This is a genomic window from Streptomyces sp. NPDC036813 (assembly GCF_055609245.1).
The window spans coordinates 102,530-127,907 of the sequence record NZ_JBVJPV010000007.1; the positions used below are offsets into that span (position 1 = coordinate 102,530).

The 25,378-nt window shown below is 72.9% G+C and carries 24 protein-coding genes and 1 pseudogene; 11 read left to right on the forward strand and 14 right to left on the reverse strand.

Annotated features, from left to right (window positions below):
* Positions 1-75 precede the first annotated feature (75 nt).
* Complete coding sequence (locus ACZ67Q_RS16560; protein WP_471182150.1) at positions 76-1,728, forward strand: protein kinase domain-containing protein; 1,653 nt, start codon at positions 76-78, stop codon at positions 1,726-1,728.
* A gap of 100 nt (positions 1,729-1,828) precedes the next feature.
* Here ACZ67Q_RS16560 and ACZ67Q_RS16565 read toward each other — a convergent pair whose 3' ends face one another.
* Positions 1,829-2,374, reverse strand: a complete 546-nt coding sequence (locus tag ACZ67Q_RS16565) for a bacterial proteasome activator family protein (RefSeq protein WP_471182153.1) — start codon at positions 2,372-2,374, stop codon at positions 1,829-1,831.
* Positions 2,375-2,647: 273 nt separating this feature from the next.
* Between ACZ67Q_RS16565 and ACZ67Q_RS16570 the strand changes: the two genes are divergently transcribed.
* Together ACZ67Q_RS16570 and ACZ67Q_RS16575 are read left to right on the forward strand one after the other, a co-directional pair.
* Entirely contained in the window at positions 2,648-3,415 is a 768-nt protein-coding gene (locus tag ACZ67Q_RS16570; RefSeq protein ID WP_471182156.1) for a hypothetical protein, read from the forward strand.
* 157 nt (positions 3,416-3,572) lie between these two features.
* Entirely contained in the window at positions 3,573-4,130 is a 558-nt protein-coding gene (locus tag ACZ67Q_RS16575) for a hypothetical protein (RefSeq protein ID WP_471182158.1), read from the forward strand.
* 7 nt (positions 4,131-4,137) lie between these two features.
* On the opposite strand, the gene ACZ67Q_RS16580 is transcribed toward ACZ67Q_RS16575, so the two are convergent.
* Together ACZ67Q_RS16580 and ACZ67Q_RS16585 are read right to left on the reverse strand one after the other, a co-directional pair.
* Positions 4,138-5,118, reverse strand: a complete 981-nt coding sequence (locus tag ACZ67Q_RS16580; protein WP_471182161.1) for an NAD(P)H-quinone oxidoreductase — start codon at positions 5,116-5,118, stop codon at positions 4,138-4,140.
* A 109-nt stretch (positions 5,119-5,227) separates the two neighbouring features.
* A pseudogene (locus tag ACZ67Q_RS16585) lies at positions 5,228-5,893 on the reverse strand (potassium channel family protein); the annotation flags it as partial.
* 114 nt (positions 5,894-6,007) lie between these two features.
* Here ACZ67Q_RS16585 and ACZ67Q_RS16590 point away from each other — a divergent pair.
* Positions 6,008-7,126 (forward strand): potassium channel family protein, encoded by a 1,119-nt coding sequence (locus ACZ67Q_RS16590; protein WP_471182164.1) that lies wholly within the window; start codon positions 6,008-6,010, stop codon positions 7,124-7,126.
* A gap of 72 nt (positions 7,127-7,198) precedes the next feature.
* Here ACZ67Q_RS16590 and ACZ67Q_RS16595 read toward each other — a convergent pair whose 3' ends face one another.
* The 5 genes from ACZ67Q_RS16595 to pdhA form a co-directional block, all read right to left on the reverse strand.
* Positions 7,199-8,611: a molybdopterin molybdotransferase MoeA gene (locus ACZ67Q_RS16595; RefSeq protein WP_471182166.1), complete on the reverse strand. Its 1,413-nt coding sequence runs from the start codon at positions 8,609-8,611 to the stop codon at positions 7,199-7,201.
* Complete coding sequence (locus ACZ67Q_RS16600) at positions 8,608-9,534, reverse strand: NTP transferase domain-containing protein (protein ID WP_471182169.1); 927 nt, start codon at positions 9,532-9,534, stop codon at positions 8,608-8,610. The genes ACZ67Q_RS16595 and ACZ67Q_RS16600 overlap by 4 nt, the downstream gene beginning before the upstream one ends.
* A 208-nt stretch (positions 9,535-9,742) precedes the next feature.
* Positions 9,743-11,269, reverse strand: coding sequence for a dihydrolipoamide acetyltransferase family protein (locus ACZ67Q_RS16605; protein ID WP_471182172.1), 1,527 nt, complete (start codon positions 11,267-11,269; stop codon positions 9,743-9,745).
* The gene (locus tag ACZ67Q_RS16610; RefSeq protein WP_471182175.1) at positions 11,269-12,273 is read right to left on the reverse strand and encodes an alpha-ketoacid dehydrogenase subunit beta; all 1,005 of its coding nucleotides are present in this window, start codon (positions 12,271-12,273) and stop codon (positions 11,269-11,271) included. The genes ACZ67Q_RS16605 and ACZ67Q_RS16610 overlap by 1 nt, the downstream gene beginning before the upstream one ends.
* A complete protein-coding gene (gene pdhA, locus ACZ67Q_RS16615; protein WP_471182177.1) occupies positions 12,270-13,418 on the reverse strand; it encodes a pyruvate dehydrogenase (acetyl-transferring) E1 component subunit alpha in 1,149 nt (382 codons plus the stop codon). The genes ACZ67Q_RS16610 and pdhA overlap by 4 nt, the downstream gene beginning before the upstream one ends.
* Positions 13,419-13,590: 172 nt before the next feature.
* Here pdhA and ACZ67Q_RS16620 point away from each other — a divergent pair, with 172 nt between their 5' ends.
* A complete protein-coding gene (locus tag ACZ67Q_RS16620) occupies positions 13,591-14,127 on the forward strand; it encodes an Lrp/AsnC family transcriptional regulator (protein WP_471182180.1) in 537 nt (178 codons plus the stop codon).
* Between the two features lie 17 nt (positions 14,128-14,144).
* On the opposite strand, the gene ACZ67Q_RS16625 is transcribed toward ACZ67Q_RS16620, so the two are convergent.
* The 3 genes from ACZ67Q_RS16625 to ACZ67Q_RS16635 all read right to left on the reverse strand — a co-directional run bounded on the left by ACZ67Q_RS16625 (position 14,145) and on the right by ACZ67Q_RS16635 (position 16,689).
* On the reverse strand, positions 14,145-14,450 hold the full coding sequence (locus tag ACZ67Q_RS16625; protein ID WP_471182182.1) for a hypothetical protein: 306 nt from the start codon (positions 14,448-14,450) through the stop codon (positions 14,145-14,147).
* A 140-nt stretch (positions 14,451-14,590) separates the two neighbouring features.
* Positions 14,591-15,178: a TetR/AcrR family transcriptional regulator gene (locus ACZ67Q_RS16630; protein ID WP_471182185.1), complete on the reverse strand. Its 588-nt coding sequence runs from the start codon at positions 15,176-15,178 to the stop codon at positions 14,591-14,593.
* Positions 15,175-16,689: a 3-hydroxyacyl-CoA dehydrogenase gene (locus ACZ67Q_RS16635; protein WP_471182187.1), complete on the reverse strand. Its 1,515-nt coding sequence runs from the start codon at positions 16,687-16,689 to the stop codon at positions 15,175-15,177. The genes ACZ67Q_RS16630 and ACZ67Q_RS16635 overlap by 4 nt, the downstream gene beginning before the upstream one ends.
* A gap of 159 nt (positions 16,690-16,848) precedes the next feature.
* On the opposite strand from ACZ67Q_RS16635, the gene paaN reads away from it, so the two are divergent.
* Positions 16,849-18,543, forward strand: a complete 1,695-nt coding sequence (paaN, locus tag ACZ67Q_RS16640; protein ID WP_471182190.1) for a phenylacetic acid degradation protein PaaN — start codon at positions 16,849-16,851, stop codon at positions 18,541-18,543.
* Between the two features lie 65 nt (positions 18,544-18,608).
* On the opposite strand, the gene ACZ67Q_RS16645 is transcribed toward paaN, so the two are convergent.
* Genes ACZ67Q_RS16645 through ACZ67Q_RS16655 form a run of 3 tightly spaced genes read right to left on the reverse strand, consistent with a single transcriptional unit; the run spans position 18,609 to position 21,378 of the window.
* On the reverse strand, positions 18,609-19,358 hold the full coding sequence (locus tag ACZ67Q_RS16645) for a TrmH family RNA methyltransferase (protein WP_471182192.1): 750 nt from the start codon (positions 19,356-19,358) through the stop codon (positions 18,609-18,611).
* Positions 19,355-20,569 (reverse strand): HTTM domain-containing protein, encoded by a 1,215-nt coding sequence (locus tag ACZ67Q_RS16650; RefSeq protein WP_471182195.1) that lies wholly within the window; start codon positions 20,567-20,569, stop codon positions 19,355-19,357. Before ACZ67Q_RS16650 ends, ACZ67Q_RS16645 begins: the two co-directional genes overlap by 4 nt.
* The gene (locus ACZ67Q_RS16655) at positions 20,566-21,378 is read right to left on the reverse strand and encodes a DUF5819 family protein (RefSeq protein WP_471182197.1); all 813 of its coding nucleotides are present in this window, start codon (positions 21,376-21,378) and stop codon (positions 20,566-20,568) included. The genes ACZ67Q_RS16650 and ACZ67Q_RS16655 overlap by 4 nt, the downstream gene beginning before the upstream one ends.
* Positions 21,379-21,741: 363 nt before the next feature.
* Between ACZ67Q_RS16655 and paaA the strand changes: the two genes are divergently transcribed.
* Genes paaA through ACZ67Q_RS16680 form a run of 5 tightly spaced genes read left to right on the forward strand, consistent with a single transcriptional unit; the run spans position 21,742 to position 25,364 of the window.
* Positions 21,742-22,776, forward strand: coding sequence for a 1,2-phenylacetyl-CoA epoxidase subunit PaaA (gene paaA / locus ACZ67Q_RS16660; protein ID WP_471182199.1), 1,035 nt, complete (start codon positions 21,742-21,744; stop codon positions 22,774-22,776).
* Positions 22,773-23,060 (forward strand): 1,2-phenylacetyl-CoA epoxidase subunit PaaB, encoded by a 288-nt coding sequence (paaB, locus tag ACZ67Q_RS16665; protein WP_471182202.1) that lies wholly within the window; start codon positions 22,773-22,775, stop codon positions 23,058-23,060. The genes paaA and paaB overlap by 4 nt, the downstream gene beginning before the upstream one ends.
* Positions 23,057-23,779: a 1,2-phenylacetyl-CoA epoxidase subunit PaaC gene (gene paaC / locus ACZ67Q_RS16670; RefSeq protein WP_471182205.1), complete on the forward strand. Its 723-nt coding sequence runs from the start codon at positions 23,057-23,059 to the stop codon at positions 23,777-23,779. Before paaB ends, paaC begins: the two co-directional genes overlap by 4 nt.
* Positions 23,773-24,303, forward strand: a complete 531-nt coding sequence (gene paaD / locus ACZ67Q_RS16675; RefSeq protein WP_471182207.1) for a 1,2-phenylacetyl-CoA epoxidase subunit PaaD — start codon at positions 23,773-23,775, stop codon at positions 24,301-24,303. The genes paaC and paaD overlap by 7 nt, the downstream gene beginning before the upstream one ends.
* Complete coding sequence (locus tag ACZ67Q_RS16680; protein ID WP_471182210.1) at positions 24,303-25,364, forward strand: 2Fe-2S iron-sulfur cluster-binding protein; 1,062 nt, start codon at positions 24,303-24,305, stop codon at positions 25,362-25,364. Before paaD ends, ACZ67Q_RS16680 begins: the two co-directional genes overlap by 1 nt.
* The last annotated feature ends 14 nt before the right edge of the window (positions 25,365-25,378 follow it).

Sequence of the window (25,378 nt, forward strand, 5' to 3'; positions counted from 1 at the left end):
CTTGGCCGGGAATAGCACAGTGGATCAACGAACATCCAAGATCGTCGGCGCCGAAAGGGCTGTGGGGGACGCGAGATGAGCCAGGACGGCGCGCAGGGTCGCTATACGGGGCAGGCGCTCGCGAACGGCCGGTACCAGCTGCGCGATCTGCTCGGCGAGGGCGGCATGGCCTCGGTGCACCTTGCCTACGACGCCGTGCTCGACCGGCAGGTCGCGATCAAGACACTGCACACCGAGCTGGGCCGCGAACAGGCCTTCCGTGAGCGCTTCCGCCGTGAGGCCCAGGCCGTGGCGAAGCTCACGCACACCAACATCGTCTCGGTCTTCGACACCGGCGAGGACGATCTGGGCGGCGCGACGATGCCGTACATCGTCATGGAGTACGTCGAGGGACGCCCGCTCGGCTCGGTGCTCGCCGACGACATCCGGCAGCTCGGCGCGATGCCCGCCGACAAGGCGCTGAAGATCACCGCGGATGTGCTCGCGGCGCTGGAGATCAGCCACGAAATGGGGCTGGTCCACCGCGACATCAAGCCCGGCAACGTGATGATGACCAAGCGCGGCGTCGTCAAGGTGATGGACTTCGGCATCGCGCGCGCGATGCAGTCCGGTGTCACCTCGATGACGCAGACCGGCATGGTCGTCGGCACCCCGCAGTACCTCTCGCCCGAGCAGGCCCTGGGCCGCGGCGTGGACGCGCGCAGCGACCTGTACTCGGTCGGCATCATGCTGTTCCAGCTGGTCACCGGGCGGCTGCCGTTCGACGCGGATTCGCCGCTCGCGATCGCGTACGCGCACGTGCAGGAGGAACCGCCGCTGGCCTCCTCGATCAACCGCGCCCTGCCGCCGGCCGTGGACGCGCTGATCACCCGGGCGCTGAAGAAGAACCCGAACGAGCGGTTCCCGACGGCCGAGGCCATGCGCGACGAGTGCCTGCGGGTGGCGGCGTCCTGCCAGGCGGCCCCGCCGAGCATCGTCCCCGGCACCCAGACGCAGAGCGGCTCGGGCGTGGGTTCCGCAGTGTTCCCGCCGCTCGACCAGAGCGCGCCGGCCCCGCACGGCAGCGTCCAGACGCCGTACCAGCCGACCCCGGCACCGAACCCCACGCCGGTCCCGAACCCGTACGGCACCCCGTCGCCGGCCACGCCTGCCCCGGCGTACGGCTACCCGCAGCAGGGCGGCTACCCGACGCCGTACGCGGCGCAGCCGCCGGCCGCGTCGACGCCGCCGCCGTACAACATCACGCCGCAGACCACGACCCCGTCGAGCGGAGGCGGCAGGAGCAACAAGCCGGTGATCATCGGCTCGGTCGTCGTCGCCCTGCTCGCCGTCGGCGGCCTCCTCATCGCCCTGCTGGCCAACAAGGGCAACGACGACAACCAGGGCAAGGACGGCGGGACCACCCCCACGGCGTCCGCATCCGCATCCAAGGCGGCCGGCTACCTGGGCCCGGACCTCACGCGCACGGTCAAGAAGGACGAGTGCACGGAGCCGCAGAAGTCGTGGAACGACGAGACCAAGATCCAGCTCCCCGACTTCCGGTACAAGAACATCGACTCGGTGCGGGCCTGCGCGCAGGCCGCCGGCTGGAAGCTCGACATCAAGAAGGTCGACGAGAACACCTACGGCGACGGCACTGTCATGCTGCAGTTCCCCGCGCCGGGCACGGACGTCGACCCGAAGGACGTCGAGGTGCAGCTGAACGTCTCCACGGGCAACCCGGCGTAGTAACGGCGCTGAACGCACATACGAAGGGGGCCCGGCGGTGAACGCCGGGCCCCCTTCGTCACATCGGCGGATGGTGGCCGTCGAACCGCGTCGGGCGCGCTTACAGGTACGGGCCGCCCGTGCGGCCGGCCGCACGCAGGTCGTCCTGGCCGTCGTGCATCGCGCCCGGCGGGAGGGCGCGGCGCATCTGCTCCAGCTGGGCCCGCGCCGCCATCTGCTGGGCGAACAGGGTCGTCTGGATCCCGTGGAAGAGCCCCTCCAGCCAGCCGACCAACTGGGCCTGCGCGATGCGCAGTTCCGCGTCGGAGGGGGTCACGTCGTCGGTGAACGGCAGGGAGAGCCGCTCCAGTTCCTCCACCAGCTCCGGGGCCAGACCGTCCTCCAGCTCCTTCACCGAACTGGCGTGGATCTCTTTCAGCCGGGCCCGGCTCGCCTCGTCCAGAGGAGCCACGCGCACCTCTTCGAGCAGCTGCTTGATCATGCTCCCGATGCGCATGACCTTCGCGGGCTGCTCGACCTGCTCCGTCACCGGAGTCTCGCGGGGCTCGTCGTCTGAGTCGACACCGCCGAGCGCCATGCCGTCCTGGCCCACGACCAGGATCTTCTGGGCGTTCTCCGGCGACCTATCGTTCCTCGGCATCTCCATACCGTCATTCTCTCGCACCCCTGTACCTCACCACGGTGGTGCCCCCTACGGAGGTAGATCCACCCTTTCCGCCCGACGGGGCAATCCGGAATGCCGGGTCTGTCCGCTCGTGCCAGGCTTGTTCCATCGATCTTGGCGGCCTGTTCCCGGGAGGGGGTCACCGACGTGACTCCATGGCGGCGCGCGACACGCGCGACAAGGGTGTGCGGGGTTCTCGCGGGGGTCGCGGCGAGCGCACTGGCGGGCGGGGCGGCCACACCCGCCTCTGCGGCCGTGCCGGAGTCCGCCGGCACGCTCTCGGTGCTCAGGCCCTCCTTCGCGGGCCCGCTGCCGTTCGTCGGCTCCTCCGCGCGTGAGCCTGCGCGCGAGACGGATCCCTCCCGGGCCTCCGGCGACGCCGGGGACTCCGGGGACTCCGGGGACTCCGGCGAGGCCGACGGCGCGGACGGCTCCGCCGCCACCTCGTCGTCCGGCTCCTCGGACGACGACGCCCACGGCCCCGCCTCCTCGCACTCCTCCTCGCACCCCTCCCATCACTCCCACTCCCCCACGCGACCGGACTTCTCCGCACCCGCCGAGCGGCCCACGCATTCCTCCTCTGCCCCCTTCTCCGCGCGGCCCGGCCCCTCCGCGTCCACGGACCCGTCTGCTTCCGCCTCCGCCTCCGCCGACGAGACCCGCCGGGCCGGAAGCCGGGCCGGGGAAGGGCGGGAGCGGCCGGGGCGCGCCCACGACCCGCTGCGGGAGAGCGCACAGGGCGCGGGGACGGGGGAGAACGAGGACGGTGGGCAGGGCGTCGACGACGACATGGCCGTGCCGCAGGAGACGTCACAGGAGGCCGGGCTGATCCCGTCGGCGTCCGCCCTGGTGCCCGCGCGGCAGTCGGCGGTACGGGCGGAGGGCCCCGTCGATCCGGTACTGCGGATCCTGCCGCTCGGCAGCGGTCTTGTCCTCATCGGCCTGGGGCTGGCCCTTGGGCTGCTCGCCCTGCGGCTGCGCCGCGAACCCGGCCTGCTCCGCCCCTGGATCGGGGGCCGCTAGATCCTTCGATTCCGCCACTGGACCAGGGGCCGCTGGATCCCTCGGTCCGCGGCTTGGCGGAGGGGGCCTCTGAAGCCTCCGCCGCTGGGCCCGGAAGCCGTCAGATCCTGCGGTTCCGCCCCTTGTCGTGCCGCCGTACGTGAGTAATGTGAATTACATGATTACACCGGATCAGCAGGAGCGGTTGCGCGGCTGGTTCGCCGGCCGGTTGCCGGACGATCTCTTCGTCGGGCTGGTGGAGGTGACGGTCGATCGCGAGGAGATCACCGTCATCGGTGAGATACCGCAGCCCCGGCTGCCCGACGGCGCTTCGGCCGTGGAGCGTGAGGCGGCGGTGCAGAGCCGGGTGCAGGAGTTCCGGGAGCGGACCCGCGAGGAGCGGATCGGCGTGGCGCGGGAAGCCGAGCACCGGTTCCGCAAGAAGGTGTCGTGGGGCGTCGAGTGCGGCGGTGAGCGGGTGATGTTCACCCAGGTCGCCGCGCCGGTGATGACCCGGCTGCGGCAGCCTGAGCGGCAGGTGCTCGACACCCTGGTCGCAGCCGGCGTCGCCCGCAGCCGCAGCGACGCGCTCGCCTGGTGCGTACGGCTGGTTCGGCGGCACACCGACGACTGGCTGACCGACCTGCGGGACTCCCTGGAACACGTCCAGCGCGTCCGTGCCCAGGGCCCCGACGCCGAGCCCGCGGACCAACCCGGCGACGGGAGCCAGACCTAGGTCCTTCTCAGGGGGCGATCAGCAGCACCTTGCCGATGTGCCCGCTGTCCTCCACGACCCGGTGGGCGGCCGCCGCGTCGCTCATCGGCAGCTCGCGGTCGACGACGGGTCGCACATGCCCTTCGGCCAGCAACGGCCACACATGCTCGCGTACGGCCGCGACGATGGCTGCCTTCTCGCCCAGCGGGCGGGCCCGCAGCGAGGTCGCGCTGATCGCGCCGCGCTTGCTCAGCAGGGCGCCGATGTTCAGCTCGCCCCTGACGCCCCCCTGCATCCCGATGATCGCGAGGCGGCCGTTGACGGCGAGCGCACGGACGTTGCGGTCGAGGTACTTGGCGCCCATGTTGTCGAGGATGACGTCCGCGCCGGCCCCGTCGGTGGCCTCCCGGACCTCCTCCACGAAGTCCTGCTCGCGGTAGTTGACGAGGATGTCCGCGCCCAGCTCGGCGCAGTACTCCAGCTTCTCCTTGGTACCCGCCGTCACCGCGACCTTCGCGCCGAGCGCCTTGGCGAGCTGGATCGCCATCGTGCCGATGCCGCTGGAGCCGCCGTGCACCAGCAGCGTCTCTCCGGGGCGCAGATGGGCGACCATGAAGACGTTCGACCAGACCGTGCAGACGACCTCGGGCAGCGCGGCCGCCTGCCGGAGGTCCAGGCCCTGCGGCACCGGCAGCAACTGCCCGGCCGGTACGGCGACCTTCTCGGCGTAGCCACCGCCCGACAGCAGCGCACAGACCTCCTCGCCGACGCTCCAGCCGGACACTCCGGGACCGAGGGCGACGATGCGTCCGGAGCACTCCAGGCCGGGGTACGGCGACGCGCCCGGCGGCGGTTCGTAGAAGCCCTGCCGCTGCAGGATGTCGGCCCGGTTGACGGCGCTGGCCACCACCTCGACCAGGACCTCGCCCTCGCCGGGCACCGGGTCGGGGACCTCGTCCCACACCAGTGCCTCGGGACCACCAGGTTCGGGAATCGTGATCGCATGCATGAGGGCGACGCTACTCCTGCGCTCTCCAGCACGCGGGCGAGGCTGCCCCTGGGCGGTTCCGCCTGCGGACGGCGCCGTTGCTGCTCGCCCTTGGCCCCTGCGGGCGAGATCAGGCCCAAGCCGGGCCGGGGCCCTCCCGCGGCTCCGGGACGCGCACGATCGTGATGACCCGGTCCGTCAACTGCAGTACCCCGACTGCCGGATCGTCGTAATCGAGCACCCGGTGCCCGCGGACGACGCTCACCACCAGGTCGGCCGTCTCGCGCGGGCTGTGGCCCGCCTCCGCCCTGGTGACCGGCCGCTCCACCAGGTCGAGCCCGCTGCCCTGCTGGATGAGGTCCTCCATGACCAGCCCCGCCGCGGGGCTGAGGACGGACAGGCCCAGCAGCCGGCCCGCCGCACCCGCGCTGGTGACGACCTCGTCGGCGCCCGACTGCTTCAGCAGCGGCGCGTTCTCCTCCTCGCGCACCGCGGCCACGATCGTCGCCTCCGGATTGAGCTGGCGGGCCGTCAGCGCCACCAGGACGGCCGTGTCGTCGCGCTGGGTCGCGATGATGATCCGCCCCGCCCGCTGCACCTCCGCCCGGCGCAGCACGTCACTGCGGGTGCCGTCACCGACCACGCCCGTGTAGCCCTCGGCAGTCGCGGCGTCGACCACCTTCGCCGACGGGTCGATCACGACGACCCGCTCCTTCTTCAGCCCTGTCGCGCACACGGTCCGGATCGCGGACCGTCCCTTGGTGCCGAACCCGACGACAACGGTGTGGTCGCGCACGATGGGCCCTCCCGGTTCGTGTTGGATCCTGACGGGCATGGTCCCGTCCGCAACCATGGTGCCGTCCGAACGGATCAACGAGGCAGGGGGCACACGCATGTCAGGGGGCACACGATGAAGGCCGAGCACCGACCGACGCGGGGGGCGCGGACGTCGTCGCTGCTGCGGTCCGTCTGGTACCGCTCCCGTACCGAGGCCCGCGACGATGCCGAGGCCGGCCGGACCATCGCCATGCCGACCCAGACGGCCACGCCCCCGCTGCAGCAGGTCCTGCGCCGCCTCGCCATGGGCCTGCTGGTCCTCGTCGTCACCACGCTGATCGTCTACGTCGATCACGACGGCTACCGCGACAGCGCGGACAACTCCGTGGACCTGCTGGACGCGGCCTACTACGCCACCGTCACTCTCTCCACGACCGGCTACGGCGACATCACCCCGGTCGGCGACACCGCCCGGCTCGTGAACATCCTCGTCATCACGCCCCTGCGTGTGCTGTTCCTGATCATCCTGGTCGGCACCACCCTCGAGGTCCTCACCGAGCGCACCCGTCAGCAGGTCCGCATCCACCGCTGGCGTGCCCGCACCCGGGACCACGTGGTGGTCATCGGATACGGCACCAAGGGCCGCCACGCCGTGCAGACGCTCGTCGGGCAGGGCATTCCCAGGGACCGGATCGTCGTCGTGGACGCCCAGCGCAAGGTGGCGAACGCGGCCTCCGACGACGGGCTGGTCTCCGTCACCGGCGACGCCACCCGGTCCGAGACGCTGCTCAAGGCGGAGGTGCAGCGGGCCGGCCGGGTCATCGTCGCCCCGCAACGCGACGACACTGCCACCCTTGTGACGCTCACCGCCCGCCAGCTCAACCGGCGCGCCACCATCGTTGCCGCGGTACGGGAGGACGAGAACGCGCCGCTGCTCAAGCAGTCGGGGGCCGACACGGTGATCACCACGTCCAGTTCGGCCGGGCGCTTGCTCGGGGTGTCCATGGTGAGCCCGTCCGTGGCCCGGACGCTGGAGGACCTGATGACCCTGGGCAGCGGACTGGACCTCGCCGAGCGGGCGGTGACCGCGGAGGAGGTCGGAAAGACGCCGCGCGCCTGCGCCGACCTGGTGGTGGCGGTTGTCCGCGGGAAACAGATGCTGGACTACACCGACCCCCGGCTGACCGAACTGCGCGCCGGCGACCGGGTGATCACGGTCAGCCGGGCGGTGCCGGTGCCGGGGGAGGGCTGAGACTCCGTGCGGCAGTCCGCCGTGTCACTGGCAACCCGTCGTTTCACGTGAAACAGCCCGCACAGCACTGTTTCACGTGAAACAGACGCCGATGCCCGCGGTCGCCCACGGCAGGTCCAGCATCTCGGTCTCCTGGCCCTGCTGAGCGCCTCCCGGCGGAACGACGGCGAGGGCGTCCGCCGCCGCGATACCGCGCAGCATGGCCGGGCCGTTGTAGTGCAGCGGCACGGCCTGATCCCCGCGCAGCACGACGGGGACGAGTCGCGTGTCGTACGGGTGGCCGTGCACCGCGTCCCGCAGCGGCAGCGTGTACCCCTCGGGCACCGGATGGGCCGCGAGGGCGCGCACCAGCGGCTGGGCGAGCGTGAGCAGGCCGGACACCGCGGCGAGCGGGTTTCCGGGGAGCCCGACGAGGTGCCTGCCGTCCTGGAGACGAGCGAGCAGCATCGGGTGCCCGGGACGCACCTTGACGCCGTCGACCAGCAGCTCGGCGCCGATGCGGCGCAGCGTTGGGTGGACGTGGTCGACGGGGCCCGCGGCGGTACCGCCGGTGGTGACGATCAGGTCGGCGTCCGACGTGGTGACGGCGGTGTGGAGGGCCTCGGCATCGTCCCCGAGGCGTCGGACGGTGGTGACGTCGGCGCCGAGCGCGCGCAGCCACGGCGGCAGCAGCGGGCCGAGGGCGTCGCGGATCAGCCCGTCGTGCGGCAGCCCTTGGGTGAGCAGTTCGTCCCCGAGGACGAGCAGGTCGACACGCGGCCGGCGTACGGCGGTGAGGGTGTCGTATCCGGCGGCGGCGGCCAGCCCGAGGACCGCCGGGGTGACGAGCGCACCGGCGGGCAGCAACTGATCGCCGCTGCGGCACTCCTGGCCGCGGGGGCGGATGTCCTGGCCGGTGCCCATCTCCCGGGTGGCGTGCAGCCGGCCCTTGTCGTCGATACGGCCGTGTTCGCTGCGGAGCACGGCCGTGGTGTCCGCGGGGACGCGTGCGCCGGTGGCGATGCGGACGGCCTCGCCGTCCACGAGCGGTGCGGGTTCGCCGTGCCCCGCGAGCACGCCGGTCTCGCGGACGTCCCAGGGCCCCGGCCCGGCGACCGCCCAGCCGTCCATCGCCGAGGTGTCGAAGGACGGGAGGTCGGTGAGGGCGGTGAGCGGTGTGGCCAGGCTGAGACCGAGGGCGTCCGCCAGCGGTACGGAGACGGTCACGGCGCGCGAGTCGCGCCGCCGTCCGGCGCGGGCGGCGATCGCCCGGGCATCGGGCCAGGAAGTGGCCTTGTGACGGGCGTGCGGGTCGCCGTGGCCGTGCCGCTCGGGTGGATCGGGCCGGGAGGCGGGTGCGGGAACGTGGTCGCCGCCGCCGGAGCCGTGGCCGGCCCGGGCCGGGCGGGGCCGGTCGGGCGGGGGCTGGTCCTTCACCAGGGCGAGCGCCTCGTCGACGTCGAGGTCGTCGGCGTCCCGCTCGTCCCGGACACCCCCGCCCGTCATCCGGCGTCCGGGCGGGTGTCGGGCGTGGCGTCGGGGGCCACGTCGGGCTTGTCGTCTCCCTCTCCGGCCCAGCGCTGGGCGAGGGCCGCGGCCTTGTGAGCGGCATCGGCGACGGCCTCCGGGCCGCCTCCGGCGCGGGCGGCCGCGTAGCCGACGAGGAAGGTGGTCAGCGGGGCCGCGGGCCGGGCCACGCCGTGGGCCGCGTCGCGGGCGAGGTCGAGCAGGACGCCGGTGTCGACGTCGAGGTCGATGCCCAGCTCGTCCTTGACCGTGGAGATCCATTCATCCAACACGTGCCCATGCTCCCTGATGCGTGCTCTGGCGGTGGCGATGTCGTCCCAGGTGTCGCAGTCGAAGGACGCGACCGGGTCGGTGATGCGAGTGAGGTCGAGGAGGGCCGTGAGCCGCCGCAGGGGCAGGCCGCCGAGGCCGCCGTGGTCGGCGCCGAGACGGGTGAGCGCGCGGCGCAGGCTGCCGGCGCGGTAGGCGGCGACGAGCGGCTGGTCCCGGCCGTCGGGGTCGCTGAGCAGCACGCCGTCGGTGTGGGTCTCCCGGAGGGCGGCGAGCAGCCGGGCGACGCTGTGCCGGTCGAGGAAGGGCAGGTCGGCGGAGAGGAGCAGGACCCGGTCGGCCGTGGTGTGCCGCAGTCCGGCGCCGAGGGCGGCGAGCGGGCCGCCGCCGGGCGGTTCCTCACGGGCCCAGGCGACCGGGCGGGCGGTGGGCCGGGGGTCGGCGACCACGACGGTGGTGCGGGCGCCGGCGCAGGCCGCGAGGACGCGGTCGAGCAGTGGCCGCCCGCCCACGCGCACGCCGGGTTTGTCGGCGCCGCCGAGCCGCCGGGCGGCACCACCGGCCAGCACGACGGCGTCGTAGCTGTCCGGGGCAGAGCCGTCGCCGGGGCCGGGGGACTCGTAGGCGGTCACCCCCCGAGTATGCGCGCCACGGCGATCACAGGGAACGCGGGAGCGCCACCGTGGACACGGCGAACGCCGGAGGTGCAGCCGTGGTGCCGGGCCCACGGCGCCCCGGCCGCGCACCACGGCACGCCGACCGCACCGCCCTCACAGAGCACCACGGCACGCCGACCGCACCGCCCTCACAGGGCACCACGGCACGCCGACCGCACCGTCCTCACAGGGTGCGCAGCAGCACCGCCGGCTGTTCCACGCAGTCGGCGACGTACCGCAGGAAGCCGCCCGCTGTGCCGCCGTCGCACACCCGGTGGTCGAAGGTGAGCGAGAGCTGCACGACCTGGCGGACCGCAAGTTCACCGTCGTGGACCCACGGTTTGGGCACGATGCGGCCGACGCCGAGCATGGCCGCCTCGGGGTGGTTGATGATCGGTGTGGAGCCGTCGACACCGAACACGCCGTAGTTGTTCAGCGTGAAGGTGCCGCCGGTCAGCTCGGCGGGCGTGAGCGTCCCGGTCCGGGCCGACTCGGTCAGCCGGGCGAACTCCGCGGTGAGCGACTCGGCGTCACGGGCGTGCGCGTCCCGGACGACGGGCACGACCAGCCCTCGCTCGGTCTGCGCGGCGAACCCGAGGTGCACCTGGTCGAGCTGGACGACCTCCCTGGCCTCGGTGTCGACGGTGGAGTTCAGTTCGGGGAACCGGGCGAGGGCGGCGGTGCAGATGCGGGCCAGCAGGGCGATCAGGGAGATCTTCGGGCCGCCGGCGGCGTTCATCGCGGCGCGGGCACGCATCAGCTCGGTCGCGTCGGCGTCGACCCAGCAGGTCGCGTCGGGGATCTCCCGGCGGCTGCGGGACAGCTTGTCGGCGACGGCTCCGCGGACACCCTTGAGAGGCGTGCGGATGCCACCGACGGGCGCGGACGAGGCCCGGGAAGCGGGGGCGGCCCCTGCCGGAGCGCCGGCGGACACGCTCGTCCCCCGTGGGGACGGCTCGGCGGCCGGTCGGCTCGGCTGCGCCACAGCGGCGCGCAGCGCGTACTCGACGTCCGCGCGCAGGATCAGCCCGTCGGGTCCGGAGCCGTGCAGTTCCCGCAGGTCCAGGCCGTTGTCGCGGGCGAGCCGTCGCACCAGCGGGGAGATGACGGGCACGGGGCCCTCGGGGTGCGGCCGATCGGCGGCGCCCTCGTTGTGAGGGGTGTCGGGCTGGACGATCCCCGGCTCCCGGAAGCCCGCCAGGCCCGGCTCGGGCCGGGCCGTCCCGGACGACCGGTCGGGCCCCGCAGTGCCACGCCCCGGCGCGGACGCGCCGCCCGGCGTGCCCGGCCCGGTGAGCCCGGTCGGCCGTACCCGGCGGCGACGGGCGGGGGGCGCGCCGGTGCCGTAGCCGACGAGGACGTTGCCCGACCCTTCGGCGGTGCCGGCGCCCGCCCGCGCACCCTCGGCGGTGGTGGACCGGGCGGCCCCCGTGTGCACGTCTCCGCTCTCACCGCCGGAGGCGGGCGCGCCGACGGCCACCGTCAGCAAGGGCGCCCCGACGGGCAGTTCCTGCCCCTCCTCGCCGAAGCGGGCGGTGACCACACCGCCGTAGGGGCAGGGCACCTCGACCATCGCCTTGGCGGTCTCCACCTCGACGACGGGCTGGTCGACGGCGACGACGTCACCGACCTCGACCAGCCAGCGCACGATCTCCGCCTCGGTGAGCCCCTCCCCGAGGTCGGGAAGCTTGAACTCCAGCACCTGTGCCATCAGCCCTCGGCCTCCCACTGCAGACGCGCCACGGCGTCCAGGATCCGGTCGACGCCGGGAAGATGGTGCCGCTCCAGCATGGGCGGCGGGTAGGGGATGTCGAAACCGGCCACGCGCAGCACCGGCGCCTCCAGGTGGTGGAAGCAGCGCTCGGTGATGCGGGCCGCGATCTCCCCGCCCGGGCCGCCGAAGCCGCCCGACTCGTGGACGACGACCGCGCGCCCGGTGCGCCGTACGGACGCGCACACGGTCTCGTCGTCGAACGGCACCAGAGAGCGCAGGTCGACGACCTCGAGGTCCCAGCCCTCGGCGGCGGCGGACTCGGCGGCCTCCAGGCAGACGGGCACCGACGGGCCGTAGGTGATCAGCGTGGCGCTGCTGCCGGGGCGGCGCACCACCGCGCGCCCTATCGGCTCCACGGGTGTGGGCTCCTCGGCGTTCCAGGAGTCCTTCGACCAGTACAGCCGCTTGGGTTCGAGGAAGACCACGGGGTCGTCGGAGGCGATGGCCGCGCGCAGCAGCCCGTAGGCGTCGGCGACGGTCGCGGGCGTGACGACATGGAGCCCCGGAGTCGCCATGTAGTACGCCTCGGAGGAGTCGCTGTGGTGCTCGACGCCGCCGATGCCGCCGCCGTAGGGGACGCGGATGGTGATCGGCAGGGGCATCTTGCCGCGGGTGCGGTTGCGCATGCGGGCGACGTGGCTGATGAGCTGCTCGAACGCGGGGTAGGCGAAGGCGTCGAACTGCATCTCGACGACCGGGCGCAGGCCGTACATGGCCATGCCGACGGCGGTGCCGAGGATGCCGGCCTCCGCGAGCGGGGTGTCGGTGACGCGGTCCTCGCCGAACTCCTTGGCCAGGCCGTCGGTGACGCGGAAGACGCCGCCGAGGGTGCCGACGTCCTCGCCCATGACGTGCACGGCGGGGTCGGCCGCCAGCGCATCGCGCAACGCGCGCGTGAGGGCCTGCGCCATGGTGGCGGGCTTGACGGCGACGGTCGTCATCGGTGCGTCCCTTCCTGGCCGGCCTCGTGCTCGGCCGCCAGCTCGGCCTCCAGCAGTGCACGCTGCTCGCGCAGTTGGGGTGTGGGCTCGGCGAAGACGTGGTCGAAGAGGTCGGCGGGGTCGAGCTGCGGGTCGCGGTTCATGCGCTCGCGGAGGTCGGCGGCCATGGCCTCGGCGTCCTGGCGGGCGGCCTCGATGCCGGCCTCGTCGAGGAGTCCGCGCTCGGTCAGCTCGTGCTCCAGCAGCTGGATCGGGTCGTGCGCGCGCCAGGCGTCGACCTCGCCGTCGCCGCGGTAGCGGGTGGCGTCGTCGGCGTTGGTGTGCGCGTCCACGCGGTAGGTGATCGCCTCGACGAGGGTGGGGCCGCCGCCGGCACGCGCGTGCCGCACGGCGTCGGTGAGGACCTCGTGCAGGGCGGCGGCGTCGTTGCCGTCGACGAGGCGGCCGGGCATGCCGTAGCCGACGGCCTTGTGGGCCAGGGAGGGCGCGGCGGTCTGCTTGGCGAGCGGGACGGAGATGGCGAAGCCGTTGTTCTGCACCAGGAAGACGACCGGGGCCTGCCAGACGGCGGCGAAGTTCAGCGCTTCGTGGAAGTCGCCCTCGCTGGTGCCGCCGTCGCCGACCAGGGCAAGGGCGACCACGTCGTCGCCCTTGAGGCGGGCGGCGTGCGCGAGACCGACGGCGTGCGGGAGCTGGGTGGCCAGCGGGGTGCACAGCGGGGCGACGCGGTGCTCGTAGGGGTCGTAGCCGGTGTGCCAGTCGCCGCGCAGCAGGGTGAGAGCCTCGACGGGGTCGACGCCGCGGGCGACGGCGGCGAGCGTGTCGCGGTAGCTGGGGAAGAGCCAGTCCTGCTCCTGCAGCACGAGTGCGGCGGCGACCTCGCAGGCCTCCTGGCCGGTGCTGGAGGGGTAGACGGCGAGCCTGCCCTGCTTGGTGAGGGCGGTGGCCTGGGCGTTGTAGCGGCGGCCGCGCACCAGGTGCGCGTACAGGCGGCGCAGCAGCGCGGGGTCGGCCTTGGCGGCGGCCTCGGTGCCGAGGACCCGGTAGGGCTCGGTGTCGGGCAGCAGCGGCGCGGGGTCCGTGCGGGGCTGCCAGGCCGGCGGCGGCGAGGGCTTGTACGCGCCTCGCTGCTCCATGACCGTCATGACGGCACCTCCTCGTGGGGGCGGCTGTAGGCGCAGCCTCTGTGATGCGCCTCACCTACCGATTGTTCGGTCGTCGGCACATTTTGGCTACGGGTGGCCTCAGGCTGTGGACAAACGGTTCTCCACAGCTTGGGATGAACGCAGTACGTCCACGGCAGGAAGGTGGGGGGACATGGCATCTGAACAAATGGCCGATCCCGCGGGCTCCGCGGCGACCCCGCCGGCCCCGGCGAGCGCGGCCGGCGGCGCTCCCGTGCCTCTCGCGCGGCCGCTGGACGCCATCGACCACGACATCCTGAAGATGCTCCAGACCGACGGCCGCGCCTCGATACGGTCGGTCGCCGAGCGGGTCCACGTCTCGCGCGCCAACGCCTACGCGCGCATCAACCGTCTCGTCGAGGACGGCGTCATCCGCGGGTTCGGCGCCCGCGTCGATCACGAGCGGGCCGGGCAGGGCACGTCCGCGTACATCACGCTGAAGATCGTGCAGAACTCCTGGCGGACGGTGCGCGAGCAGCTGCGGCAGCTGCCCGGCGCGTCCCACATCGCCTTGGTGGGCGGCGACTTCGACGTCCTGCTGCTGGTGCACACCCCGGACAACCGGGCGCTGCGCGAGGTGGTGCTCACCCGGCTCCAGGCGATCCCCGAGGTGCTCAGCACGCGCACGCTGCTGGTGTTCGAGGAGGAGGACCTCGAGCCGCAGGGCTGAGCACCGGTACCGAGCCGTCAGCCACCCGCCATGGCCGCACCCAGCATCAGCGCGAACAGCATCGGCAGCAGCACGCACCCGAGCCCCGCGCCGGCGGCCAGCATGCGCGGCGTGCGCAGGGACCGGCGGTGCGGGGGCATCCAGGAGAGCGCGAGCAGGCCGGCCGACCAGTAGAAGATCCCGCCGAGAGCGCCGATGCCGTCCTCGGACCGGAACCAGCGGTACTCCAGCACCAGGAACGGCAGGCCGCACAGGGATGCCACCAAAGGCGCCCGCCACCACGTCGGGTGGGGGGTGTGCGGCCGCAGGTCGTCGTCGGACATGCGGCCCACCACATCACCACCGGGAGACCGCCGCATCCGGTCGCCTACTCACCCCCGCACGCGCGCGTACTCAGGTGACCTGGCACCGCGCCCTGCGGTCGGGGCGCGTGACTCAGGTGACCTGTCACCGCTCCCAGCGGTCAGGCCTGCCGCAGCCCTCCGAAGACCAGCACGACGACGGCCTCGGCGACTTCCCGTTCGCTCATGCCGCGGCCGTCGGGCCGGTACCACTCCACGATGGAGTTGATCATCCCGAAGACCAGCCGGGTCGCGAGCCGCACCTCCACGTCGCCGCGCACGTCCCCGTCCGCGGCCGCCGCCTTGAGCAGTTCGGCGACCCGGTGGTCGAACTCGCGGCGCCGCTCCAGCGCCCATCGCTCGGTGGCGGTGTTGCCGCGCACCCGCAGCAGCAGCGTCACGTACGGCAGTTCGGCGATGAGCACCTCGACCATGCGCCGCACGACGTACTCCAGCCGGTCCGCGGGGAGCCCCACGCACGCGTGCTCCTCGTCGAGGATCGCGAACAGCCCGTCCAGCGCCCGGCTCACCGCGCGCCGCAGCAGCTCCTCCTTGCCGGCGACGTGGTGGTAGATCGACGACTTGGAGATGCCGGCCGCTTTGGACAGGTGCTCCATGGAGGTGCCGTCGTAGCCGCGCTCGTTGAAGACGCGCACGGCCACGGACAGCAGCGTCTCCGGGGTGTACGTGTCGCGCTTGGCGGTGGTCATGGAGTGCCCTCCCGCGAGTCGGCGGCGTGCGCGTGGCGGTACAGCGCGAGGGAGGGCGCATAACGGCCCGACGGCTCGCGCAGACTCAGCTCCTCCAGCAGGTCGTGCACCCAGGTGGCGCCCACCCGGCGGCTCCATTCGAAGGGACCGAGCGGGTAGTTGACGCCCAGGCGCATCGCGGTGTCGATGTCCTCCTCGGTGGCCACGCCCTTGGCGACGGCGTCGTGCGCGAGGTCGACGATCCGCGCGACCGTGCGGGCGACGATCAGGCCGGGGACGTCGCCGATGAGGCTGACCTTCTTGCCGAGCGCCTGGAAGAGCCCGGTCGCCTCGGCGAGGGTCTGGGCGGAGGTGTCCTGGGAGGCGGACAGGGCGATGCGGCCGGCCCTGCGGTAGTCCAGGGCGAGGTCGAAGTAGACGACGTCGCGGAACTCCACGGAGGTCTGGCCGTCGGCGAGGGCTAGCTGGCCACCGCTCGGCAGCACCAGGCGCGTGCCGTTGTCCTCGTCCTCCTCACGGACCTGGATGCCCGCCTCGCGGATCAGCGCGAGCAGCTCGGAGGCCGGGCCCAGGTCGCCCTCGGCGACGACGTAGGCGGGCGCCTTGTGCGGCTCGGCGGTGTGCGGCTCGGGCCGCTCGGCGCCCTCCCGGTAGTCGTACCAGCCCTGGCCGCTCTTGCGGCCGAGCCGGCCGGACTCCACCAGGCGGCGCTGGGCGAGGGAGGGGGTGAAGCGCACGTCATGGAAGAAGGACTGCCAGACCGACTGCGTGACCGACTCGTTGACGTCCTGGCCGATCAGGTCGGTCAGTTCGAAAGCGCCCATCTTGAAGCCGCCGGACTCGCGCAGGACGGCGTCGATGGTGGCCGGGTCGGCGCCCTGGCACTCCAGGACGGCGAACGCCTCGGCGTAGAAGGGCCGCGCGATGCGGTTGACGATGAAGCCGGGGGTGTCGGCGCAGGCGACCGGCGTCTTCCCCCAGGCCCGGGCGGTCTCGTACGCGCGCGTGGCGGAGGTGACGTCGGTGGCGTACCCGGAGACGACCTCGACCAGCGGAAGCAGCGGCGCCGGGTTGAAGAAGTGCAGGCCGACGAACCGGCCGGGCTGGCGCAGGGCGCCGCCGATCGCGGTGACCGACAGGGAGGAGGTGTTGGTGGCGAGCAGGCAGTCCTCGCCGACGATGTCCTCCAGGTCCCGGAACAACTGCTGTTTGACGTCCAGCCGCTCCAGCACCGCTTCGACGACGAGCGCGCAGTCGGCCAGGTCGGCGAGGGTGTCGGCGGGCGTGAGCCGGGCGCGGGCCGCGTCGCGTGCGGCGGCGGTGAGGCGGTCCTTCTCGACGAGCCGGTCGAGGCGGGCGCCGATCGCTTCGGCCGCTTGACGAGCGCGTCCCGGCGCGGCGTCGTACAGCCGCACGGGGTGGCCCGCGACCAGCGCGACCTGGGCGATGCCCTGGCCCATGGTGCCGGTGCCGACGACGGCCACGGGGCTGCTGAGGTCGAGTGCTGTCATGTGCGCGATCCTCCCGCACGGGGTTTTCCACAGATGCGGCAGGCCCCCTTGTCCCGACCGATCGTTCGGTTACTCTAACTCTGTCCTGCTGTTCCCGCCCATGGTTTCGCCCAGGTCATGAACTCGACGAAGAGTTCTCGAGACAGGAGTTGGTCCCGCATGGCCGCCGAACTGACCGCGCACGACCTGATCGCCAGGCACCGGCCCACCCTCGACCAGGCGCTCGAGGCCATCCGCACGCGCGCGTACTGGTCCCCGCACCCCGAGCACCCCAAGGCCTACGGCGAGGAGCACGGCAGCCTGGACGCGGCGGCGGGCAAGGCCGCCTTCGACGACCTGCTGGGCAGCCGCCTCGACCTCGACCAGCCCGGCACCGACGACTGGGTCGGCGGCGAGGTCTCCCCGTACGGCATCGAGCTGGGTGTGACGTACCCGCACGCGGACCTCGACGTGCTGCTGCCCGCGATGAAGGCCGGGCAGCGTGCCTGGCGGGACGCGGGCCCGCAGCTGCGCGCGGCGGTCTGCGTGGAGATCCTCAAGCGGATCAGTGACCGGACGCACGAGTTCGCGCACGCGGTCATGCACACCTCCGGCCAGGCGTTCATGATGGCGTTCCAGGCGGGCGGCCCGCACGCCCAGGACCGCGGTCTGGAGGCCGTGGCCTACGCGTACGCGGAGCAGACGCGCACGCCCGAGGCCGCCGAGTGGTCCAAGCCGCAGGGCAAGCGCGACCCGCTGGCCCTGACCAAGGAGTTCACGCCGGTCCCGCGCGGCATCGGCCTGGTCATCGGCTGCAACACCTTCCCGACCTGGAACGGCTACCCGGGCCTGTTCGCGTCCCTGGCCACCGGCAACGCCGTGCTGGTCAAGCCGCACCCGCGCGCGGTGCTGCCGCTGGCGCTCACCGTGCAGATCGCGCGCCAGGTGCTCACCGAGGCCGGCTTCGACGCCAACCTGGTGGCGCTGGCCGCCGAGCGGCCCGGCGAGGGCATCGCCAAGACGCTCGCCACGCGCCCGGAGATCCGGATCATCGACTACACCGGCTCGACGTCCTTCGGTGACTGGCTGGAGGCCCACGCCCGCCAGGCGCAGGTCTACACCGAGAAGGCCGGCGTCAACACGGTGATCGTCCAGTCCACGGACAACTACAAGGGGATGCTCGCCAACCTGGCGTTCTCGCTGTCCCTGTACAGCGGCCAGATGTGCACCACCCCGCAGAACCTGCTCATCCCGCGCGAGGGCATCCACACCGACGCGGGCCCCAAGTCCTACGACGAGGTGGTCGCCGACCTCGCGCAGGCGGTGGACGGCCTGCTCGGCGACGACGCCCGGGCGAACGCCCTGCTCGGCGCGATCGTCAACCCCGACGTCAAGGCCCGCCTGGAGGCCGCGGCCGGGCTCGGCGAGGTCGCCCTCGCCTCCCGTGAGATCACCAACCCGGAGTTCCCCGGCGCGGTCGTGCGCACCCCGGTGATCGTCAAGCTGGACGGTGCCAAGCCGGACGACGAGGCCGCCTACATGAGCGAGTGCTTCGGGCCGGTCTCCTTCGCCGTCGCCGTCGACTCGCTCACCGACGCCGTGGAGCTGCTGCGGCGCACGGTCCACGAGAAGGGCGCGATGACCGTCGGGGCGTACACCACCGACAGCGAGGTCGCGCAGCAGATCGAGGAGGTCTGCCTGGAGGAGGCCGCACAGCTGTCCTTCAACCTCACCGGCGGGGTGTACGTGAACCAGACGGCCGCCTTCTCCGACTTCCACGGCTCGGGCGGCAACCCTGCGGCCAACGCCGCGCTGACCGACGGGGCGTTCGTCGCGAACCGCTTCCGCGTGGTCGAGGTGCGCCGGGAGGCGTAGGCCCGGCGGGTGTGCCCCGGGGACGGGGTACACCCCCACCGGATGGCCCTGACGGGGGCGCACGCCTAGCGGGGCGCGCCCCCGGTGACGCTCCAGTGGTACAGCGTCATGGCCACGCTGGTGGCCAGGTTGTAGCTGGAGACCTGGGGGCGCATCGGCAGCGCCAGCAGATGGTCCGCACGCGCGCGCAGGGCGGCGGACAGCCCGCTGCGCTCGGAGCCGAAGGCAAGGACGGCGTCGTCGGGGAGTTTCACGCCCCGGATGTCCTCGCCCTCGGGGTCCAGCGCGAACACCGGACCGGGCGGCAGCTCCTCGACGTCCACCCGCTCCACGGCAGTCGCGAAGTGCAGCCCGGCGCCGCCGCGCACCACCGTGGGATGCCAGGGGTCCAGGGCGCCGGTGGTGACCACGCCGGTCGCCCCGAAACCGGCGGCCAGCCGGATCACGGCCCCGGCGTTGCCCAGGTTGCGCGGGTTGTCCAGCACGACGACCGGTGCCCGCCGGGGCAGGCGCGCCAGCGTCCGCAACTGCGCCTCCCGCGCCGGCCGCACGGCCAGCGCGGCCACGCCCGTGGGATGCGGACGCGGCACCAGCGAGGCGTAGGTCGCTTCCGGCACCTCGGTCAGCAGCTCCCGCAGCGTCTGCCGCACGTCCGGGGCCAGCTCGTCGGCGAGCGCGAGCGCGGCACCGCGGTCGGCGGTGACCGCCACCGGGACCTCGGCGCCGAAGCGCACGGCGTGCTTGAGGGCGTGGAAGCCGTCGAGCAGCACCGCCGAGTCGGCCAGGCGCCGCCAGTCGGCCAGCGGATCGGTCATGCCGTAGAGCCTACGTGTGGCTGCTCCGCGGCCTCCGGGGTGCGCGGCCGGGGAAGCTCGGCCCTCGCCCCTCGTACGAACACACGGTCACGCGCGCGTGCCGCGAGCTTCCCCAGGCGGCGCAGGAACGACGTGGGCAGGAAGACGGAGTCCGCGACGATCATCGCGAGCGAGAAGAATGGCAGCCCGAGGACGACGGCGATCACGGCGTGCTCGGTCATCATGGCGGCCAGCAGCACGTTCTTCACCCGCCGGTTGAACAGGGTGAACGGGAAAGCGACCTGCACGATCACGGTCCCGTAGGTCACGATCAGCATCATGGTGCCGCTGGAGGACATCAGATCGGCGAGCCACGGCCAGGGCGTGAAGTAGTCCAGGTGGAGCGGGTAGTAGACGGCGGTGCCGTCCTGCCAGCGCGAGCCCTGGATCTTGTACCAACCGGCCGTGGCGTAGATCAGACAGGCCTCTGCCATGATCACCACGAGGGCGCCGTTGTGCAGCAGGCTGGCGATCACGTCGAGCAGGACGCGCGGTTCACCGCCGCGCGAGCGCCCCCCGACGAGCCACCGCAGGCCGTGTGCCAGCCATGCCGCCCATAGCAGGGCCGGTATCTCCCACTCCTGGGAACCGAACCGGCCGCCCGCAGTCGCCATGACCAGCACCACGCCGAGCACCGCCCACAGCGCGGGCCCCACACGGTCCGTCATGCGCTCACCACGCGCGTGTGCCTGCTCCGCCCGCCGCTCCCGGCATGCGTCCAGCGACCACACCTGGCCGCAGCGGGTGAACACGAGGTAGATCGACATCAGGTGCAGCACGTTGTCGCCGCCGTCGCCCATGAAGACGCTTCGGTTCTGCAGCGACAGCACGCCGACCATGAACAGCAGGGACATGGTCCGGGTGCGCCAGCCGAGAGCCAGCAGCACGGAGGCGACCACGGCGAGGGCGTAGACGATCTCGAACCACATCCGGCTGTCGGACCACATGAGCACGGTGAACGCGCCGTTGGTGCCGATCAGCTGCTGGGCCATGTCCCAGCTCCACGGGCCGTCGGGGCCGTACAGCTCGGCGCGGTGGGGGAACTCCCGCAACAGGAACAGCAGCCAGGTCGAGGCGAAGCCGATCCGGATCAGCGCGGTCTGGCAGGGGCCGTGGGCGGCCTCGGTGACGCGGGCGATCCCGCCGGAGACCGACAGAGCGATGCGGTTCACCGGGCACCTCCGGGGGTGTCGTCCTGCGCCACCGTCCACCAGGGCAGCACCCGGAACATCGGCCTCTGGGAGACCTTCTCACTGCTCCACCGGGGCGGGGCCACGGCGGTCGTACGGGAGCGGAACTGCACGCGCTCGACGGTTCCGCCGGCACCCGCCGCGCCCGCCCGGTCCAGGCGCAGCATCGCGATACGGCGCAGATACGCCTCGGCCAGCGTGCCGCGCAGCCCCACGGGGCGGTTGTCGGCGGTGTGGCTGGCGGTGAAGAAGTCCCAGGCGCGCCGCAGCTCGTTCTGCTGGGTGTGGCTGGGCAGCGGGTTGTGCTCGATGGCCCGGCCGTCCTGCGCGGACAGCCCGTACCAGCCGGTGGTGCGCAGCTCGCCACCCGGGGTGCGGATCTCGGCGCGGACCTCGACGGCGATGTTCTGCTGCAGCGGGTTCGGCGCGAACAGCTTCCAGTTCTGCTCGAACTCCGGGTAGATCCACTCGTCGACCGCTGTGCCGTGCTTGCGGCTGACCGTGTTGGCGGGCGCCACGTGCAGGAACACCATGCCTATCTGCACACACACCACCACCGCGACGACGGCGAGTGCCAGCGCGGCCCCCACCTGGTAGCGGGGGGAGAGCGCGGCCACGCCGGTGCGCGGGGGTGCGGGGGGCGCCTCGGTCGTCCGGGCGTCGGGCGTCTGCGCGTCGCGGGCCTGTGGCGCCTCCGGCACGGGCGGCCGCTCCCGGTCCGCCGGGCGGTCGTCCGATCCCGGCGGCGCGCTCCCGCCGCCGTACGCGTCGTTTCCGCCGTACGTGTCCATTCCGCCCCGTCTTTCGATGTCCTGATGTCCGGCCCTGCTGCGCCCGCCCGCGGCCCCTGACCCGGCGCCTGCGGGGATACGGCCGCGCGACGCCCGCACGGAACGGTACTCAGCCCCAGCGGCCCCGCACAGCCCCACCCCGCACGGCGGTCCCCACCGGCACGGCGCGGTCGCAGGACCCGAGCGTCGGCCGCTCCGCCCTTCCGCGCCCGGCGCGCCCTCGCACCAGGTTTTCCACAGGGTCGGCCGCAGGTTGTCCACAGCGGTTGACACCTTACGACGCCCGTCCCACCATGGAATCGCACGGACCGAACGATCGGTCGGGAGCATGCCGGGTCAGCACCCAAGGTCGAGGGGGACCACATGGCGACAGCAGCCGCGCACGACACGAGCCGCACCACGGCGCCCGGCGCCCAGGACGACGCCGAGGCCGCATACGAGCGTGCCTTTGACGCCGCCGTGGCCGCCGACGAGCGCATCGAGCCGCGCGACTGGATGCCGGACGCCTACCGCGCGACGCTGGTCCGCCAGATCGCGCAGCACGCGCACTCCGAGATCATCGGCATGCAGCCGGAAGCCAACTGGATCACGCGCGCACCCTCGCTGCGCCGCAAGGCGATCCTGATGGCCAAGGTCCAGGACGAGGCCGGCCACGGGCTCTACCTGTACAGCGCTGCCGAGACGCTCGGCACCGGCCGCGACGAGCTGCTCGACAAGCTGCACTCCGGCCGCCAGAAGTACTCCTCGATCTTCAACTACCCGACGCTGACCTGGGCGGACGTCGGCGCGATCGGCTGGCTGGTGGACGGCGCCGCGATCACCAACCAGGTCCCGCTGTGCCGCTGCTCCTACGGACCGTACGCCCGTGCGATGGTCCGTATCTGCAAGGAGGAGTCCTTCCACCAGCGCCAGGGCTACGAGCTGCTGCACACCCTGAGCAAGGGCACCCCGGAACAGCACGCGATGGCGCAGGACGCGGTGAACCGCTGGTGGTGGCCGTCGCTGATGATGTTCGGGCCGCCCGACGACGAGTCGGCGCACTCGGCCCAGTCGATGGCCTGGAAGATCAAGCGCCACTCCAACGACGAGCTGCGCCAGCGCTTCGTCGACATCTGCGTCCCGCAGGCCGAGAGCCTCGGTCTGACGCTCCCCGACCCGGAGCTGACGTGGAACGAGGAGCGGGGTCACTACGACGTCGGGGCGATCGACTGGTCGGAGTTCCGGGACGTCCTCAAGGGCAACGGCCCGTGCAACGAACAGCGCATCACCCAGCGCCGACGGGCCCACGAGGAGGGCGCGTGGGTGCGCGAGGCGGCCGCGGCCCACGCGGCGAAGCACACCGGCACCGGCACCAGCGCCGGGACGCACACCGGCATCAGGGGAGTGGAGCAGGCATGACGAACACCGACTGGCCGCTGTGGGAGGTCTTCGTGCGCTCGCGCCGCGGCCTCTCCCACACCCACGCCGGCAGCCTGCACGCGCCCGACGCGGAGCTTGCCCTGCGCAACGCCCGTGATCTGTACACCCGGCGCGGTGAGGGCGTGTCCATCTGGGTGGTTCCCTCCGCGGCGATCACCGCGTCCTCGCCCGACGAGAAGGACCCGTTCTTCGAGCCGGCGGCCGACAAGCCGTACCGGCATCCGACGTTCTACGAGATCCCGGACGGGGTGAAGCACCTGTGACCACGACGGTTCCCGCCACGGCGGCCCTCGCGCTGGGTGACGACGCACTGGTGCTCTCCCACCGCCTCGGGGAGTGGATGGGGCACGCCCCCGTGCTGGAGGAGGAGGTCGCCCTCGCCAACATCGCCCTCGACCTGCTCGGCCAGGCCCGGGTGCTGCTGTCGATGGTCGGCGACGAGGACGAGCTGGCCTATCTGCGCGAGGAGCGCGCCTTCACCAACCTCCAGCTGGTGGAGCAGCCGGGTGGCGACTTCGCGCACACCATCGCCCGGCAGCTGTACTTCTCCACCTACCAGCACCTGCTGTACGGCCAACTGGCCACCGGGGACGGCCCGTTCGCCCCGCTCGCCGCGAAGGCCGTGAAGGAGACCGCCTACCACCGCGACCACGCCGAGCAGTGGACACTGCGCCTCGGCGACGGCACCGAGGAGAGCCACACCCGCATGCAGCGCGCTTGCGAGGCGCTGTGGCGGTTCACCGGCGAGATGTTCCAGCCGGTCGAGGGCCTGGACGGCGTGGACCGTGAAGGACTGCGCGAGAGCTGGCTCGCCTCGGTCAGGGACGTGCTCGCCCGCGCGACCCTGACCCTGCCCGAAGGCCCGCAGTCCGGGGCGTGGACGGCCGGAGCGGGCCGGGAGGGGCTGCACACCGAGTCGTTCGGCCGGATGCTCGCCGAGATGCAGCACCTGCACCGCAGCCACCCGGGGGCGTCATGGTGACGACCACCCCGCTCGAGGCGGAACTGCTCAAGATCGCCGGTGCGGTGCCCGATCCCGAACTGCCCGTGCTCACCCTGGAGGAGCTGGGGGTCGTGCGGGCGGTACGGATGCGCGGCGCGGACGCGGTCGAGGTCGAGCTGACGCCGACGTACACGGGCTGTCCGGCGCTGGAGACCATGAGCACCGACATAGAGCGGGCGCTGCACGCGCACGGCGTGCGCGAGGTCACCGTCCGCACCGTGCTCTCGCCGGCCTGGTCCACGGACGACATCAGTGACGAAGGGCGCCGCAAACTGCGGGAGTTCGGCATCGCGCCCCCGCGCGTACAGCGGGAGGGCGGGCCGGTCACCGTCACGCTGGGCCCGACACGCACCCATGGGGGCGAGGAAGCGGACCCGGTCCGCTGCCCCCACTGCGGCTGCGCCGACACCGAGCTGCTCAGCCGTTTCTCCTCCACCGCCTGCAAGGCGCTGCGTCGCTGCCTCGCCTGCCGCGAACCCTTCGACCACTTCAAGGAGTTGTGATGGCCCGCTTCCACCGGCTCCCCGTGGCCGAGGTCGACCGGCTCACCGACGACTCCGTCGCGCTGACCTTCGCCGTCCCCGAGGAACTGCGCGAGGAGTTCCGGCACGCGGCGGGGCAGCACCTCGCCCTGCGCCGGATGGCCGACGGCACCGAGATACGCCGGACGTACTCCATCCGCTCCCCGGCGCCCGCGCCGGACGGGCCGGGCCCGCGCATGCTGCGGATCGGCGTGCGGCTGGTGGAGGGCGGGGCGTTCTCCACTTACGCGCTGAAGGAGATCAACGTCGGGGACGAGGTGGAGGTGATGACCCCGGCGGGGCGCTTCACCCTCGACCCGGCGCCCGGGCTGTACGCGGCGGTCGTCGGCGGCAGTGGCATCACCCCGGTGCTGTCGATCGCGGCCACCCTGCTGGCGCGCGAGCCGCAGGCCCGCTTCTGCCTGGTACGCAGCGACCGGACGTCCGCCTCGACGATGTTCCTCGAAGAGGTCGCCGATCTGAAGGACCGCTACCCGGACCGGCTGCAGCTGGTGACCGTGCTGTCCAGGGAGGAGCAGCAGGCGGGGCTGCCGTCCGGACGGCTCGACCAGGAGCGGCTGACCGGGCTGCTGCCGGCGCTGCTGCCCGTCGGTGAGGTCGCGGGGTGGTTCCTGTGCGGGCCGTTCGGGCTGGTGCAGCAGGCGGAGCGGGCACTGCGCGACCTGGGCGTGGCCCGGACCCGTATCCACGAGGAGATCTTCCACGTGGACGCGGCCTCCCCCACGCCGGCCTCCGGCGCCCCGGCGCACAGCGCGGTCACCGCCCGCCTCGACGGACGCGGCGGCACCTGGCCGGTCCAGGAGGGCGAGACGCTGCTGGAGACGGTGCTGCGGAACCGGCCCGACGCGCCCTACGCCTGCAAGGGCGGCGTGTGCGGCACGTGCCGGGCCTTCCTGGTCTCCGGTGAGGTCCGCATGGACCGCAACTTCGCGCTGGAGCCGGAGGAGACGGAGGCCGGCTACGTCCTGGCGTGCCAGTCGCATCCGGTGACGGAACGGGTGGAGCTGGACTTCGACCGCTGAGCCAGCGGCAGCAG

Excerpts from the sequence above, each read along its gene's own strand:
- ACZ67Q_RS16680 (WP_471182210.1), top strand. The coding sequence starts at position 24,303 with ATGGCCCGCTTCCACCGGCTCCCCGTGGCCGAGGTCGACCGGCTCACC.
- ACZ67Q_RS16580 (WP_471182161.1), bottom strand. The coding sequence starts at position 5,118 with ATGCATGCGATCACGATTCCCGAACCTGGTGGTCCCGAGGCACTGGTG.
- paaA (WP_471182199.1), top strand. The coding sequence starts at position 21,742 with ATGGCGACAGCAGCCGCGCACGACACGAGCCGCACCACGGCGCCCGGC.
- ACZ67Q_RS16635 (WP_471182187.1), bottom strand. The coding sequence starts at position 16,689 with ATGACAGCACTCGACCTCAGCAGCCCCGTGGCCGTCGTCGGCACCGGC.
- pdhA (WP_471182177.1), bottom strand. The coding sequence starts at position 13,418 with ATGACGGTCATGGAGCAGCGAGGCGCGTACAAGCCCTCGCCGCCGCCG.
- ACZ67Q_RS16560 (WP_471182150.1), top strand. The coding sequence starts at position 76 with ATGAGCCAGGACGGCGCGCAGGGTCGCTATACGGGGCAGGCGCTCGCG.
- ACZ67Q_RS16595 (WP_471182166.1), bottom strand. The coding sequence starts at position 8,611 with ATGACGGGCGGGGGTGTCCGGGACGAGCGGGACGCCGACGACCTCGAC.
- ACZ67Q_RS16610 (WP_471182175.1), bottom strand. The coding sequence starts at position 12,273 with ATGACGACCGTCGCCGTCAAGCCCGCCACCATGGCGCAGGCCCTCACG.
- ACZ67Q_RS16645 (WP_471182192.1), bottom strand. The coding sequence starts at position 19,358 with ATGACCGATCCGCTGGCCGACTGGCGGCGCCTGGCCGACTCGGCGGTG.
- paaB (WP_471182202.1), top strand. The coding sequence starts at position 22,773 with ATGACGAACACCGACTGGCCGCTGTGGGAGGTCTTCGTGCGCTCGCGC.
- ACZ67Q_RS16605 (WP_471182172.1), bottom strand. The coding sequence starts at position 11,269 with ATGGCACAGGTGCTGGAGTTCAAGCTTCCCGACCTCGGGGAGGGGCTC.
- ACZ67Q_RS16590 (WP_471182164.1), top strand. The coding sequence starts at position 6,008 with ATGAAGGCCGAGCACCGACCGACGCGGGGGGCGCGGACGTCGTCGCTG.
- ACZ67Q_RS16630 (WP_471182185.1), bottom strand. The coding sequence starts at position 15,178 with ATGACCACCGCCAAGCGCGACACGTACACCCCGGAGACGCTGCTGTCC.
- paaD (WP_471182207.1), top strand. The coding sequence starts at position 23,773 with ATGGTGACGACCACCCCGCTCGAGGCGGAACTGCTCAAGATCGCCGGT.
- ACZ67Q_RS16575 (WP_471182158.1), top strand. The coding sequence starts at position 3,573 with ATGATTACACCGGATCAGCAGGAGCGGTTGCGCGGCTGGTTCGCCGGC.
- ACZ67Q_RS16655 (WP_471182197.1), bottom strand. The coding sequence starts at position 21,378 with ATGGACACGTACGGCGGAAACGACGCGTACGGCGGCGGGAGCGCGCCG.
- ACZ67Q_RS16620 (WP_471182180.1), top strand. The coding sequence starts at position 13,591 with ATGGCATCTGAACAAATGGCCGATCCCGCGGGCTCCGCGGCGACCCCG.
- paaN (WP_471182190.1), top strand. The coding sequence starts at position 16,849 with ATGGCCGCCGAACTGACCGCGCACGACCTGATCGCCAGGCACCGGCCC.
- ACZ67Q_RS16565 (WP_471182153.1), bottom strand. The coding sequence starts at position 2,374 with ATGGAGATGCCGAGGAACGATAGGTCGCCGGAGAACGCCCAGAAGATC.
- ACZ67Q_RS16625 (WP_471182182.1), bottom strand. The coding sequence starts at position 14,450 with ATGTCCGACGACGACCTGCGGCCGCACACCCCCCACCCGACGTGGTGG.